10 protein-coding genes and 1 tRNA gene are annotated in these 14,540 nt (G+C 44.8%); 9 read left to right on the forward strand and 2 right to left on the reverse strand.

All coding sequences use genetic code 11. The features are described from left to right. Positions 1–16 precede the first annotated feature (16 nt). The 3 genes from BMW45_RS14475 to BMW45_RS14485 all read left to right on the forward strand — a co-directional run bounded on the left by BMW45_RS14475 (position 17) and on the right by BMW45_RS14485 (position 3,440). The gene (locus tag BMW45_RS14475; RefSeq protein WP_092244908.1) at positions 17–1,999 is read left to right on the forward strand and encodes a methyl-accepting chemotaxis protein; all 1,983 of its coding nucleotides are present in this window, start codon (positions 17–19) and stop codon (positions 1,997–1,999) included. Continuing rightward, positions 1,996–2,448: a hypothetical protein gene (locus tag BMW45_RS14480; protein ID WP_029701981.1), complete on the forward strand. Its 453-nt coding sequence runs from the start codon at positions 1,996–1,998 to the stop codon at positions 2,446–2,448. The genes BMW45_RS14475 and BMW45_RS14480 overlap by 4 nt, the downstream gene beginning before the upstream one ends. 404 nt (positions 2,449–2,852) lie before the next feature. Then, complete coding sequence (locus BMW45_RS14485; RefSeq protein ID WP_242883032.1) at positions 2,853–3,440, forward strand: DUF3793 family protein; 588 nt, start codon at positions 2,853–2,855, stop codon at positions 3,438–3,440. 62 nt (positions 3,441–3,502) lie between these two features. Here BMW45_RS14485 and BMW45_RS14490 read toward each other — a convergent pair. Beyond that, a tRNA-Glu gene (locus tag BMW45_RS14490) sits at positions 3,503–3,574 on the reverse strand. A gap of 151 nt (positions 3,575–3,725) precedes the next feature. Between BMW45_RS14490 and BMW45_RS14495 the strand changes: the two genes are divergently transcribed. Then, the gene (locus tag BMW45_RS14495) at positions 3,726–4,796 is read left to right on the forward strand and encodes an acyltransferase (protein ID WP_092244911.1); all 1,071 of its coding nucleotides are present in this window, start codon (positions 3,726–3,728) and stop codon (positions 4,794–4,796) included. 1 nt (position 4,797) lies between these two features. Beyond that, positions 4,798–4,980 carry a DUF6472 family protein gene (locus tag BMW45_RS14500; protein ID WP_025234250.1) on the forward strand — a complete coding sequence of 61 codons (183 nt, stop codon included), beginning with the start codon at positions 4,798–4,800 and terminating at the stop codon, positions 4,978–4,980. 207 nt (positions 4,981–5,187) lie between these two features. On the opposite strand, the gene BMW45_RS14505 is transcribed toward BMW45_RS14500, so the two are convergent. Beyond that, on the reverse strand, positions 5,188–6,648 hold the full coding sequence (locus BMW45_RS14505; RefSeq protein WP_092244913.1) for a nicotinate phosphoribosyltransferase: 1,461 nt from the start codon (positions 6,646–6,648) through the stop codon (positions 5,188–5,190). Between the two features lie 870 nt (positions 6,649–7,518). Between BMW45_RS14505 and BMW45_RS27840 the strand changes: the two genes are divergently transcribed. From BMW45_RS27840 to BMW45_RS14525, 4 genes are all read left to right on the forward strand, one after another. Further along, a complete protein-coding gene (locus tag BMW45_RS27840) occupies positions 7,519–7,692 on the forward strand; it encodes a hypothetical protein (protein WP_157724412.1) in 174 nt (57 codons plus the stop codon). 67 nt (positions 7,693–7,759) lie between these two features. Continuing rightward, the gene (gene ileS / locus BMW45_RS14515) at positions 7,760–10,873 is read left to right on the forward strand and encodes an isoleucine--tRNA ligase (RefSeq protein ID WP_092244918.1); all 3,114 of its coding nucleotides are present in this window, start codon (positions 7,760–7,762) and stop codon (positions 10,871–10,873) included. Between the two features lie 21 nt (positions 10,874–10,894). After that, a complete protein-coding gene (locus tag BMW45_RS14520) occupies positions 10,895–13,357 on the forward strand; it encodes a glycogen/starch/alpha-glucan phosphorylase (protein WP_025234247.1) in 2,463 nt (820 codons plus the stop codon). A gap of 91 nt (positions 13,358–13,448) precedes the next feature. Then, positions 13,449–14,369 (forward strand): SpoIID/LytB domain-containing protein, encoded by a 921-nt coding sequence (locus tag BMW45_RS14525; protein ID WP_092244921.1) that lies wholly within the window; start codon positions 13,449–13,451, stop codon positions 14,367–14,369. The last annotated feature ends 171 nt before the right edge of the window (positions 14,370–14,540 follow it).

Genomic DNA, 14,540 nt, shown 5'->3' on the forward strand with positions numbered 1-14,540 from the left:
ATACAAAGGAGGATTTATGAATTTAAAAGGAATTCGGCGGAAGATCATCTTAAATACATTGATTGTCACCATCATTATTTCTGTGGTTACAACCATTGTATTGTCCGTATCCGCCATGTCTCTGACCAATCTCACATTGATGGAAACCCTCATGCCTTTTGCTAAAACTGCTTCAAAAAGCATTGAAAGCAGTCTGCATATCATGGCAGACCGTATATTTATGATTGGGGAAAATCATGAACTGACATCAGAGGAAGCGACTCTTGAGGAAAAACACCAGGTTCTTGACAAGGCCACATCTGGAATAGAATTTGTATGGCTGGCTCTATACACACAGGAAGGCAGACTGTATACGGGCAACGGAAACAGCCCTTCTGATATTTCCGGGGGAGATTTGTTCAAAAAGATGCAGGAAACTCAAAATCTTGTGATCGGGGATACTTCTGTCGGGGAAAATGGACTTGAAGTATATGTGGGAATGCCCATAACCACAGAAAAGAATAACACTTTTTATCTGGTTGGAAGTTATAAGTATGACATGCTTGATGATGTGATCAGCAGTATACATATTGGCTACAGCGGCCACGCTTTTGTTATGAACGAAAGCGGCCAGGTGGTCGCTTACCCTGATACAGATTTAATTAAGAGCGGAGAGAATGTATATTCTCTTTATAAGGATAATGGAAAGCTCCTGGAAGTATTTGATGCAATGAAATCAGGAAGGATCGGATCCGCTTCTGTGTCCTTAGATGGGAAGGATACTCTTGTGGTCTATGCACCTGTACGAGGGGCAAACTGGTATTTAGCCATCATAACGCCAAAATCAGACTTTACGAATATCGTGAACACTGCCGTTATGATCAATATAGGCATTACCATAACCCTTACCCTGCTTGCAATTTTATTTATAGCCCGGTTTGCAGGAAAAATCTCAAAGTCTTTGAGAAGTGTAACAGAGCGGATACAGAAGCTGGCTCAGGGAGATTTGACAAGCCCTGTGGAAGTGATGATGACAAACGATGAGGCCCAGACCCTTTCCAATTCGCTGAAAGAAACAATAGAACAGGTGAGCGGATACATTTCCCAGCTTCAAAATGCCCTGGAACGGCTTTCTGCCGGCAATTTAGACGTCAGCGTCAGCGATCAGTTTGCAGGAGATTTTGTGGTTATGAAAGATTCCGTTCATAATATTACGGATTTCTTAAACCTGTTGATCAATGACCTTCAGCGGTCGGCTGAAACCCTGAACCATGCTGCCCAGGAGGTATCCCAAAGCGCCCGCCTTATGAATGAATCTTCCGGCCATCAGTCCATGTCCATTGACCGGCTCGTGGAGGAGACAGACTCCATCTCAAAAGACATTGTCATTGTGGATGAGCATGCAAGAACCGCCCGTGAACTTATGGAGCAGTCCATGGAAAAGCTGTCAATGGGCGATGAACATATGGAGAATACCCTTCGGGCAATGGAGAATATCAGCCATAATGCGGCCGAAATAACAAAAATCACAAAATTCCTGGAAGAAATAGCATTCCAGACAAACCTTCTTGCCCTGAATGCAAGCGTTGAAGCCGCCCATGCAGGCGAAGCAGGAAAAGGGTTTGCCGTAGTGGCAAATGAAATCCGTGATCTTGCTGAAAAAAGTGCGGAATCTTCAAAGCGTACTGCCGAGATGATCGTACATTCCCAACAGGCGATTGAAGAGGGGGTCAGGTATGCCGATCTTACCGCTCATTTTTTAAATGAGCTGACGGATATCTCCAAGCAGACTTATGAGATAACAGAAGACCTGGAAAAACTTGTGGGAAATGAGAAATTAAGCCTTGAGAATGCGTCTCTTGACATCTCCCAGATATCCCGGCACGCCCGCCAAAACCTTGAATCAAGCGGCGCTGTGGCTTCTTTAAGCGGGGATCTGGCACAACAGGCTCAAAGTCTTGAAGAAATGTCCGGACGTTTCCGTCTTCGTTCCGGTTCCGAAAGGAGGGATGGACAATGATTCAAAGAAAACGCTTTATCATGATCTTCCTGGTTCTTATGACTATGCTTTCCATAAGCGGCTGTAAAAAAGAGGAAAGCAGGCTGGAGGATGGCTTTTACACGGTGGAAATGTCGGATTACATCAATGGCTGGAAGGAATTTGTTACCATCCGGGTCAGCGGCAGTAAAATCGTTACGGTTGAGTACAATGCTAAAAATTCAAGCGGATTCATTAAATCCTGGGACATTCCCTATATGCGCAATATGCTCGATAAAAAAGGGACATACCCTAACCGCTATACACGCACATATGCAGCTAATTTCCTGGCAACACAAAGCGACAAGGGTATCGATGCTGTAAGCGGTGCCTCTGTTTCGGGAGGTAATTTTCAAAAAATGGCCTCTCTTTTGATGGAAAAGGCAAGAAAGGGAGACGACTCTCTCGGTATAGTAGAAACTGACCAATAGATGAAGGGAGAGACCGGCATTATTTTCAAATAAAAAAGACCGCCGCCCATAGATGATTACTCATCGATGTGGCAGCGGTCCTTTTACTGTATTTGATATAAAAGCATCGGAAATAGATGGCAGCAATTCCGGCTCTTATTATTAGGTTGAGCCGGCAAAGAGGCCTTTCAGAGCGACTCTGCCGACTTAGTAAAAACATATATGTAAGCGCCCTGACCGCTTTCTTTTGCTTTTATGTTTATAGTATTATCATACAGGAGAATTGTGAAGGAAATTTGACCAGGTTCTAAAGAAAGTATGAAAGAAATGAAGAAATTCTGACAAAAATTGGAAATGTATCCAAGCCGATGCTGCTTATACTATTCATAACAGAGAAATCCCTGTTATGGGATGTTCCGTAAAGCATGAAAACAGGCGGAGGTATGGATATGCTGCTGGAAAGGAATCTAATTGAATATTGTTCCCCCACACTGGCCTCCATTAAGACGGCAAACTTATTCAGCCATCCCTTTTCCTCGGAGATGGACTTGGAAAGCCAGCTCTCCCTCTTAAACGGCCAGCTGGGAGAGAAGGGAATATCCTTGCTTTTGTTATGCAGGCGAGGGAATAAGGCACTTATCTATGTCTACCGGAAAGCCAATTTGAAGGCTGATTTAAGCCGGCCGGAAGTGGGGAAGTTTCTGCAGGCCTACGGCTATGAGAATATGGAAGTGGAGGCAGCTTTAAAAAGGCTTAAGGAGAGGCTGAATCAGGAAGGGGAATTTCCTCATGAGATCGGGGTCTTTCTCGGCTATCCCCTGGGGGATGTGGTGGGATTTATCCAAAACGGAGGAAAGAACTGCAAATGCACCGGATGCTGGAAAGTGTATTCCGATGAGTGTGAGGCAGTGAAATTATTTGCCAGATACAAAAAGTGCAGGAGAATGTATGTGAACCTGTGGCAGAATGGCAGGACCATCTGGCAGCTCACAGTAGCGTCTTCCGGAAAATAGAGAGAAAAGAAACAAAAAACCCTGATTTTCCTTTTGGAAAAAACCAGGGTTTTTACTTTTTATGACCTATCCGAGAATCGAACTCGGGTTTCCGCCGTGAGAGGGCGGCGTCTTGACCGCTTGACCAATAGGCCGTTTTATGTATGTCATCTCTGACAACTTCATTATGATACCATAGGAATTTCCGTTTGTCTACTCTTTTTTTAATAAAATAAAAAATTTGTCAAAATCGGATTTTATATGCTATACTTTTCTAAACCCAGAGAAAGCAGGGAGGAAAGAGATATGGGGCTTAAAAAGCGGGAAGTGAAATACGATTACTTAAGGACTCTTGCGGTCTTTGCCATCATTATGGTTCATGCGGTTCCTGGGGAGACGCTGAATTTTAAGCAGTGGCTGTTTTCTGCAGCTCTTTCGCCGGTGCTTTTGGCGTTTGTAGGGATTTATTTTATGCTTAGCGGCCTTTTCCTTTTAAAAACCGGAACAGAAGATATTCCGGGATTTTACTGGAGCCGGTTTCAGACAATTGTTCTTCCCTTTGTATGTTACAGCGGGATTTATTACTGGTACTTTGCTATTTATCTGGGAGTGGAGCCCCTTCGGTGGCAGGAACATCTGGCAGCTTTTGGAAAGGGACTTTTTACAGGAACCATTCCCATGACGCCCCATCTGTGGTTTATGTATGTGATCATGGCGCTGTATCTTTGCGCGCCTTTTTTAGCCCGTATGATGAAGGCCATGAGCGACAGGGAATTAAAACTGTTTCTTGCACTTATGGTGGTTGTCCAGGGAATCTGCACCTACCTTCCGGCTTTGGGCCTGGATGTGGGAGAGGGCTTTCAATATATGATATTTAAAGGCTGGCTCATCTATTTTGTCCTGGGTTATGCATTAAAGCGCCTGTACGGCAGCAGCAGCTACCTTCCCTTTGCGGTTCTGGGAATCGCCGGCTTTTGCATCACCATGGTTCAAAAGTGTGTTACGCCATCCTTTACACCGGGAATTCACGACTTAGCTCCTACTATGATAGCAATGGCTGCAGCTATTTTTTTGCTATTTGAACGTTTCGGGGACATCAAGTCGCCTGCCTTTGCAAAGGTTGTTGGCTGTATAAGCAGGTACAGCTATTCCATCTATTTAATTCATTATCTGGTTCTGGGACAGGCAGCCAGAGGGCTGGTGGAAAAGACGTTCTTAAGACATTATTACGTACCCAAAATCGTTTGTGAGACGATCCTTACGTTTGTGATCTCCCTGGCAGCTGCCTGGATCATTGACGGGACCGTAGGAAGGCTGCTGAAAAAAGCAGTGGGTGCGGTTTATGATAGTAGGAAAAAAGGTATGAGGAGAGATTAAAATGGACCAGAAAACGGGTTGTGAATATTGTGTACACTATGATTATAATGAAGAATACGAATGCTATGAGTGTGAGATCAATCTGGATGAGGATGAGATGATACGCTTTCTAAGCAATTCTTTTCAACGCTGTCCTCATTTTAAATTCGGGGATGAATATTCGGTTGTGAGGAAACAGATGTAAGAAGATATGTAAAAAGAAGCCTTAAAAAGGGAGGAGCCGGTATCCCATGGAGGAATACCGGCAATTATGAAAAAAATTTTTATCTCAAAGTATGTTGGCAACATCTTTTTCTGATGTTTTTAGTATATCGATTAAATATGAAGAAAATTTGACCAGGCTGTAAAAAGATTATGACCAGACTGTGAACAATGGACAGACCGGATCAGATCAGTCTCTGAAATGATAGCTTTCTAACAGCTGATTCTTCATATGCCAAAGCTCATTGGATAAGTCTACATGAACCTCGTGAGGATTTACCAGACGGCGGGATTCATCCCAAAGGGTATCCAGTTCCTTTTTACAGTAGGATTGGATGTCCATAACGGCAGGGGTTTCATAAATGCATTTCCCGTCTTTAAATATCTGGACCAGTAGATCCCTGATGGTATAGCTGTTGGGAGCCAGGTGTGTTTTCTTCCATGTTTCAATGGGGTCGAAGAGAAGCAGGGAGTGGTTTTCTTTAAAGATTTCCCCTTCCAGGCAGATTAAGTCCGCAATGATCTTACCGGTCTCCCGGCTATAAATACGTTTGATGGCCTTGTTTCCGGGATTGGTGATCTTTTCCGCATTTTCGGAAAGCTTGATCTTAGGGATAAACTGGCCGGTCTTTTTATCCATAATCGCTGCCAGCTTGTACACGCCGCCAAAGGAAGGACTGTCCTTGGAGGTGATCAAATTGGTTCCAACACCCCAGGAGTTTATGGTAGCCCCCTGGATCTTTAAGCTGTTGATCAGAGTCTCGTCAAGGTCATTGGAGGCGGAGATCACTGCATCAGTAAATCCGGCCTCATCAAGCATCTTCTTGGCCTTTTTGGAAAGGTATGCCAAGTCTCCGCTGTCTAAACGGATTCCATAGGTAGTAAAAGGAATTCCGGCTTCCCGCATTTCCTTAAATACTTTGATGGCATTGGGAACACCGGATTTTAACGTATCATAGGTGTCCACCAGAAGAATGCATGCTGTGGGATAAAGCTTTGCATAGTTGCGGAATGCGGTCAGTTCATCGGGAAAGCTCATGATCCAGCTGTGGGCATGGGTTCCTCTCACCGGAACGTGAAACATTTTTCCTGCAAGTACATTAGAGGTACCGATGCAGCCTGCGATCATGGCAGCTCTGGCACCATAAATTCCGGCATCAGGACCCTGTGCGCGGCGCAGTCCGAATTCCATAACCCCGTCACCGGCGGCAGCGAATACGACGCGGGCCGCTTTTGTGGCAATTAAGCTCTGGTGGTTAATGATGTTAAGCAAAGCGGTTTCAATCAGCTGGGCCTCCATAATGGGGGCAATGACTTTAACTAAGGGTTCGCGAGGGAATATGACAGTGCCCTCTGGAATGGCGTAGATGTCGCCGGAAAATTTAAAATGATGGAGATATTCCAGAAAATCTTCCTCAAACAGTCCGGTGGATCTTAAATAATCCACATCCTCCTGCTCGAAATGCAGCTCGTTTACATATTCAATGACCTGTTCCAAGCCTGCGCAGATCGCGTACCCGTTGCCTCCCGGATTGCTGCGGTAGAATACATCGAATATAACGGTCTCGTTGGCATCTTTCTCTTTAAAATATCCCTGCATCATGGTCAATTCATAAAGGTCTGTTAATAAAGTTAAATTGCGCTGGCTCATAGCTGTTCTCCTTTTTTTTTCCTTTTACTAAACCTTTTCGCACATTATACCATAAGTTTACAAAAAAACAATGGAATTGACAAAAGTTTAACAATGAAATTAACGTCGAAAATATCACACAAGTATTCATAAATGATTAAATAATCTAAATAAAACAATACAATTTGAAAATTAATAATTAACTTATTATTTTTTGTAAAAAAGTCTTGCAAAATATAGAGAGATAGGATATAATAAAGCCATAAACAAAAGAAAATAATTTCAAATCCGACGTTCCAATTTATTTCGGAGAATGACAGAGAAAAGGAGGTTGATTCCGCCGAAAACATAAGTTTCGCCTGAATCAGCAAAGGGCTATTTCAGGCAAAAGGAAAAACCGTTAAACCTTAGCAGAGAACCGTGGCTGAAGCCGGAATGAAAATCTACCAATCTCTTTATATGCCTATAGTTCGTTATAACTGCAGAGAAATATTCATCCGATGGGTAATTTTGATTTGTCCCGATTGAATTTTTATTCGGTAGCTGGATAACAATATAGAAGAATGAAAATAGCAATGCCGAAAATTTAGATTGTAGATGGTTTTATGCGAAAGGAACGGGAAAAAATTCATATAGAGCATCCAGAGAACGCAATGCAAAAAACAAAACGTGAGAGGTATTTAGGAACCAATGGATGAAAGCATGTAGAACGGGTATCGAATTTCATGAAAATGAGTCGGTACCCGTTCCCCTTTATACCTTCCGGACGCCGGCTGAAAATCAAAATAGCCTTGACATTTCTTTTCTTACTCCCTATAATTAAAAAATACGGTAATATTAGTATTATCACATCATAATAGAAAGAAAAACTTTGATGGAGACAGTAGGACCATGGGAAATCCAAAGAGAGCCGGGGAGGGTGGAAGCCTGGCGAAAGTAGCATGGGTTCGAATATCACTCCGGAGTTTCCGGCTGAAGGCATCGGCGGTAGGTCAGGACGTATTTTCTGCGTTAAGGGAAAGCATATGCTGGTATGCGGTAATAGGTGGTACAACGGAGATATAGTGAGGCTTTCGTCCTGATTACGGGATGGGAGCTTTTTTTATATATGGAGAAATGGAGGTCGCTAAAGATGTACAAGAAAGTCCCTACAGACTTGAATTTTGTAGCAAGAGAAAAAGAGGTAGAAAAATTCTGGGAAGACCATGATATTTTCAGAAAGAGCATGGAAAACCGTAAGGGAGGGGAGACATATCCGTTCTATGACGGTCCCCCTACAGCCAATGGAAAACCCCACATCGGGCACGTATTGACCAGAGTTATCAAGGATATGATTCCAAGATACCGGACAATGAAAGGGTATGACGTTCCCCGTAAGGCCGGTTGGGATACCCACGGACTGCCGGTTGAGCTGGAAGTGGAAAAGATGCTGGGCCTTGACGGTAAGGAACAGATCGAGGAGTATGGCCTGGAGCCATTTATCAAGTATTGCAAGGAAAGCGTTTGGAAATACAAGGGCATGTGGGAGGATTTCTCAAAGACCGTAGGCTTTTGGGCCGATATGGATGACCCTTATGTAACGTATGAAAATAATTTTATTGAATCTGAGTGGTGGGCATTAAAGAAAATCTGGGAGAAGGGTCTTTTGTATAAAGGCTTTAAGATCGTTCCCTATTGTCCGCGGTGCGGAACTCCCTTATCCAGCCATGAGGTAGCTCAGGGATATAAGGATGTAAAGGAACGCTCCGCCATCGTCCGGTTTAAGGTAAAGGGAGAAGACGCCTATATTCTGGCATGGACCACAACTCCGTGGACCCTTCCTTCCAACGTAGGCTTATGTGTAAATCCTGAAGAGACCTATGTAAAGGTGCAGACAGGAGACTATACCTATTATATGGCAGAGGCTCTGTGTGAAAAGGTTCTTGGAGAGGAATACACGGTTTTAGAGAAGTACACTGGAAAGGACTTGGAATATAAAGAATACGAGCCTTTATTTGACTTCGTAACACCAAATAAAAAAGCATATTATGTAACCTGTGACACTTATGTTACCCTGACTGATGGTACCGGTGTTGTTCATATCGCTCCGGCCTTTGGTGAGGATGACTCCAAGGTGGGCAAAAAATATGACCTTCCTTTTGTACAGCTGGTCAATGCGGCAGGCGAGATGACAGAGGAAACCAAGTGGGCAGGCACCTTCTGTAAGAAGGCGGATCCAATGATATTAAAGGACTTGGAAGAAAGAGGCCTTTTATTCTCCGCGCCTGTATTCGAACACAGCTATCCTCACTGCTGGAGATGTGACACCCCGTTAATCTACTATGCAAGAGAATCCTGGTTCATTAAGATGACGGATGTAAAGGAAGACTTGATCCGTAATAACAATACGATCAACTGGATTCCGGAAAGCATCGGAAAAGGACGTTTCGGCGACTGGCTGGAAAATGTCCAGGACTGGGGAATCAGCAGAAACCGTTACTGGGGAACTCCTCTTAACGTTTGGGAATGTGAGTGCGGACATCAACATTCCATCGGAAGCATTGAAGAATTAAAGTCCATGTCCCCTAATTGTCCGGAAGACATTGAGCTTCACCGTCCTTACATCGACGCAGTGACCATTACCTGTCCGGAGTGCGGAAAACAGATGAAGAGGGTGCCGGAAGTAATCGACTGCTGGTTTGACTCCGGTTCCATGCCCTTTGCACAGCATCATTATCCTTTTGAAAACCAAGATCTGTTTGAGAAACAGTTCCCGGCTGACTTTATTTCTGAGGCCGTGGATCAGACAAGAGGCTGGTTCTACTCCCTCCTTGCCATCTCTACTTTAATTTTCAACAAGGCGCCATATAAAAATGTAATCGTTCTGGGGCATGTCCAGGATGAGAACGGGCAGAAGATGAGCAAATCCAAGGGAAATGCGGTAGACCCATTTGATGCTCTGGATACCTACGGGGCAGACGCCATCCGCTGGTATTTCTATGTGAACAGCGCACCATGGCTGCCGAACCGTTTCCACGGAAAAGCGGTTATGGAAGGACAGCGCAAATTTATGGGTACCCTGTGGAATACCTATGCATTCTTTGTGCTTTATGCGAATATTGATGAATTTGACCCCACAAAATACAGTCTGGAATACGAAAAGCTTCCTGTCATGGATAAATGGCTTCTCTCCAAGCTGAACACGCTGGTGGACGATGTGGATGCATTCCTTACCGGCTATCAGATACCGGAAGCAGCAAGAGCGCTTCAGGATTTTGTTGACGATATGAGCAACTGGTATGTACGCCGGAGCAGGGAGCGCTTCTGGGCCAAGGGAATGGAGCAGGATAAGATCAACGCTTATATGACACTTTACACAGCCCTTGTCACCGTAAGCAAGGCGGCGGCTCCGCTCATCCCGTTCATGACCGAAGAGATCTATCAGAACATGGTTTGCAGCGTGGATAAGTCTGCACCGGAGAGCATCCATTTGTGCGATTATCCAGTGGCAAATAAAGCCTATATCGATAAGCAGCTGGAAACTGACATGGATGAAGTATTAAAAATCGTAGTCATGGGCCGGGCTGCCAGAAATACTGCCAATTTAAAGAACCGCCAGCCGATTGGCCAGATGTTTGTAAAAGCACCTCATGTACTTCCTGTATTTTACCAGGAAATCATTGAGGAAGAGCTGAACGTAAAAAAAGTGGCATTCACCGATGATGTAAGGGATTTCACATCCTACAGCTTTAAACCCCAGTTAAAGACCGTTGGACCGAAATACGGCAAACAGCTTGGAGCCATTAAAAAGGCCCTTTTAGAGGTCAACGGCAATGAGGCTATGGATACCCTGAATGAAACAGGCGCTCTCACCTTTACTTTTGACGGAACAGAAGTTGTGCTCACCAAGGAAGACCTTCTTATTGATACCGCTCAGACAGAAGGCTACGTATCCGAAGGCGATAACACCATCACAGTTGTACTGGATACCAATTTAACACCTGAGCTTTTGGCAGAGGGATTTGTCCGTGAGCTGATCAGTAAGATCCAGACCATGCGTAAGGAAGCCGGTTTTGAGGTGATGGATCACATTCTGGTGTACAGCAAGGGCAATGAAAAAATTGCCGGTATATTAAAAGACCATGAGGAAGAAGTAAAGAGCGAAGTGCTTGCAAAAGACATCATCCTTGAAACGCCGGCCGGTTATGTGAAAGAATGGAGCATTAACGGTGAAAATGTAACCCTGGGTGTGGAAAAGGTTCAGTAAACGGTTAGGAGGCCTTGTAGAATGAGTATGGGATTTGATAAGGAGATCTTTAAGAAAAGTGTTCTGTTTAACATGAAGAATGTATTCCGCAAGACGGTTGATGAGGCAACTCCGGAGCAGATGTACCAGGCAGTGGCCTATGCAGTAAAAGATGTTATCATAGATGAATGGATCGCAACCCATAAGGCGTATGAAGATCAGGATGTAAAAACCCTTTATTATCTGTCAATGGAATTCCTTATGGGCCGCGCTCTGGGCAATAACATCATAAGCATTATGGCTCAGCCGGAAGTAAAGGAAGTTCTTGAAGAACTGGGCTTTGATTTAAACACCATAGAGGACCAGGAGCCGGATCCGGCTCTTGGAAACGGGGGGCTGGGCCGTCTTGCGGCCTGCTTCCTGGATTCCCTGGCAACCCTCGGGTATCCGGCTTATGGCTGCGGCATCCGATACCGGTACGGCATGTTCAAACAGAAAATAGAAGGCGGATTTCAGGTAGAAGTTCCTGACGACTGGCTGAAAAACGGCTATCCATTTGAGCTGCGCCGCGCCGAATATGCCACTGAGGTAAAATTCGGAGGCTATGTCAATACCATAAGGGAAAATGGAAGGGAACGCTTTATCCAGGAGGGATATCAGTCTGTCCTTGCAGTTCCCTATGATATGCCCATCGTTGGATATGGAAATAATGTAGTGAACACCTTAAGGATCTGGGATGCCCAGGCCATCAATACCTTCAGTCTGGATTCCTTTGACAGGGGTGATTACCAGAAGGCGGTGGAACAGGAAAACCTGGCGAAAACCATCGTAGAGGTCCTTTATCCCAATGACAACCATTATGCAGGAAAAGAACTCCGTTTGAAACAGCAGTACTTCTTTATATCCGCCAGTGTACAGAGGGCGGTTATGAAGTACATGGAAAAGCATGAAGATATACATAAGTTCTTCGAAAAGACGGTTTTCCAGCTGAATGATACCCATCCCACCGTGGCAGTCCCGGAGCTTATGAGAATCCTTCTTGATGATTACAGCTTAAGCTGGGATGAAGCATGGGAGATCACGACAAAGACCTGCGCCTATACCAACCATACCATTATGTCGGAAGCTTTGGAAAAATGGCCCATTGAGCTGTTTTCCAGATTGCTTCCCAGAATCTATCAGATCGTAGAAGAGATAAACCGGAGATTCCAGCAGAAGATCATGGAGATGTATCCGGGCAGCCAGGAAAAGCTTCGGAAAATGTCCATCGTTTACGATGGTCAGGTCCGCATGGCCAATCTGGCCATTGTGGGAGGCTTCTCGGTAAATGGTGTTGCCAGACTTCATACAGAAATTTTAAAGAACCAGGAGCTAAAAGACTTCTATCAGATGATGCCGGAGAAATTCAACAACAAGACAAACGGCATCACCCAGAGGCGGTTCCTTCTGCATGGAAATCCCCTTTTGGCCGAATGGGTGACAAGAAAAATCGGAAACGACTGGATCACCAATCTGCCTCATATACACCGTCTGGCAATCTATGCCGATGACCCCAGGTGCCGGCAGGAGTTTATGGACATCAAATACCAGAACAAGGTGCGCCTGGCAAAATATATAAAAGAGCATAACGGCATTGAAGTGGATCCCAGATCCATGTTTGATGTTCAGGTAAAGCGTCTCCACGAATACAAGCGGCAGCTTATGAACATCCTGCACGTAATGTATTTGTACAATCAGCTAAAGGATAACCCAAACCTTGATATGGTTCCCAGGACCTTTTTGTTCGGCGCAAAGGCTGCGGCAGGCTATGAGCGTGCAAAGCTGACCATTAAGCTGATCAACGCGGTGGCTGATGTGATTAATAACGACAGAAGCATCGGCGGTAAGATCAAGGTTGTGTTTATTGAGGACTATAAGGTTTCCAATGCAGAAATCATCTTTGCTGCGGCAGATGTAAGCGAACAGATATCCACGGCAAGCAAGGAGGCCTCCGGTACGGGAAATATGAAATTCATGTTAAACGGTGCTCTGACCCTTGGAACCATGGATGGAGCCAATGTGGAAATCGTAGAGGAAGTGGGAGCGGAGAATGCCTTTATCTTCGGTATGTCTTCAGACGAGGTGATCCGCTATGAGAACGAGGGCGGATATAATCCCATGGAGATTTTCAACAACAACTACGAGATACGCAGGGTGCTGATGCAGCTGATCAACGGCTATTATTCTCCCCAGAACCCGGAACTGTTCCGCGATATTTATAATTCCTTATTAAATACACAGAGCAGTGACCGTGCGGACACATACTTTATTTTAAAGGATTTCCCATCCTATGCAGAAGCTCAGCGCCGGATCGACCAGGCGTACCGGGATGAAGCGTGGTGGGCGAAGGCTGCCATATTAAATGTTGCAAACAGCGGCAAGTTTACCTCAGACCGAACCATCGAAGAATATGTAAAGGATATCTGGCACTTAGAGAAGGTAAAGGTAGAGCTGGAAGAAGTATAAGATTGTAAAAACGTTCCGGAAGTGATTCCGGAGCGTTTTTTTGCATATATTGAACAAGGGGACAGGAAGATGGAAAGGGTGGTGATTCGGAATGATAAAAAAAGCGGTTATGGCGTGTATTCTTGCGCTGTTGTTTCCATACATAATTACCATGGCATGGACGGGTAAGATCGAGGAGAAGAAGGAGTTCCCCATGATCACCAGCGGTAAGAAGATCATTCTGGACCGGAAAAGCGGAGAATCCTATATGGATGTGGAAGAATATCTGCCCGGCGTGGTGGCTAAGCAGATGCCGGCCGATTATGGCAGGGAGGCTTTAAGGGCCCAGGCGATCATTGCCCGGACATACATCTACGGAAAAATGAACGGGCAAAATGAAGTGAAAGAATCGGAACTTCACATGGAGTATCTGGAGGAACAGCAGATGGAAAAGCTGTGGGGAAGCGAATCCTTTGTTGCCAGCTATCAGGCAGTGGAAAACGCAGTCCGGTCTACCACGAAAATGGTCATGATGTATGACGGGAAGCTGATCGATCCCTTATTCCACCGGGCGAGCACCGGAAAGACCAGAGCAGGAGATGAAAACCATCCGTATTTGCAGGAGGTTGCCTGTTCCAAGGATGTGGAAGCGGAAGGTTTTCTCACTATGGTTGCATATAAGAAAGAAGATTTTGCGGAAAAAATCAATCAGATTTCCGGCGACGTACCTGTGAAGGCAGATCAGATTCCGGGAAGCATTCAGATTGTACTCCGGGATGAGGGGGGATATGTGGGGCAGATCCAGATTGGTACTAAGGTATATACGGGAGAGGAAATTCAGCGGGTTCTGGGACTTCCTTCCGCAGCCTTTAGTTTTGAAGAATATGAAGAGGGAATCCGGGCGGTCTGCCAGGGAATTGGGCACGGATATGGCATGAGCCAGTTTGGAGCCAGGTGCAAAGCAGAGGAAGGCTGGACGGCGGAACAAATTCTTCCTTATTTTTATAAAAATATTGCTTTAAATTCTGAATAAGTAATGGAGGGCATTATTATGCCTCAAGATTTCACAGAGAATCTCCTTTATTGGGTTTGCAAATCAATCGTTGTACCAGCTGCGAAATGGAAACATATTCCAGATGCATGAAAATAATAACAACACTGTGGCAGCAGTTGGAATCATGAAATTTATTGGATAAAATTTGTA

Origin of the sequence: Lacrimispora sphenoides (assembly GCF_900105215.1) — a bacterium.
In the GTDB taxonomy this organism is placed as follows: domain Bacteria; phylum Bacillota; class Clostridia; order Lachnospirales; family Lachnospiraceae; genus Lacrimispora; species Lacrimispora sphenoides_A.

What these genes read in the sequence shown, in the direction of transcription:
- BMW45_RS14475 (WP_092244908.1), top strand. Translation starts at nt 17, where the DNA reads ATGAATTTAAAAGGAATTCGGCGGAAGATCATCTTAAATACATTGATT.
- BMW45_RS14480 (WP_029701981.1), top strand. Translation starts at nt 1,996, where the DNA reads ATGATTCAAAGAAAACGCTTTATCATGATCTTCCTGGTTCTTATGACT.
- BMW45_RS14485 (WP_242883032.1), top strand. Translation starts at nt 2,853, where the DNA reads ATGAAAACAGGCGGAGGTATGGATATGCTGCTGGAAAGGAATCTAATT.
- BMW45_RS14495 (WP_092244911.1), top strand. Translation starts at nt 3,726, where the DNA reads ATGGGGCTTAAAAAGCGGGAAGTGAAATACGATTACTTAAGGACTCTT.
- BMW45_RS14500 (WP_025234250.1), top strand. Translation starts at nt 4,798, where the DNA reads ATGGACCAGAAAACGGGTTGTGAATATTGTGTACACTATGATTATAAT.
- BMW45_RS14505 (WP_092244913.1), bottom strand. Translation starts at nt 6,648, where the DNA reads ATGAGCCAGCGCAATTTAACTTTATTAACAGACCTTTATGAATTGACC.
- BMW45_RS27840 (WP_157724412.1), top strand. Translation starts at nt 7,519, where the DNA reads ATGGGAAATCCAAAGAGAGCCGGGGAGGGTGGAAGCCTGGCGAAAGTA.
- ileS (WP_092244918.1), top strand. Translation starts at nt 7,760, where the DNA reads ATGTACAAGAAAGTCCCTACAGACTTGAATTTTGTAGCAAGAGAAAAA.
- BMW45_RS14520 (WP_025234247.1), top strand. Translation starts at nt 10,895, where the DNA reads ATGAGTATGGGATTTGATAAGGAGATCTTTAAGAAAAGTGTTCTGTTT.
- BMW45_RS14525 (WP_092244921.1), top strand. Translation starts at nt 13,449, where the DNA reads ATGATAAAAAAAGCGGTTATGGCGTGTATTCTTGCGCTGTTGTTTCCA.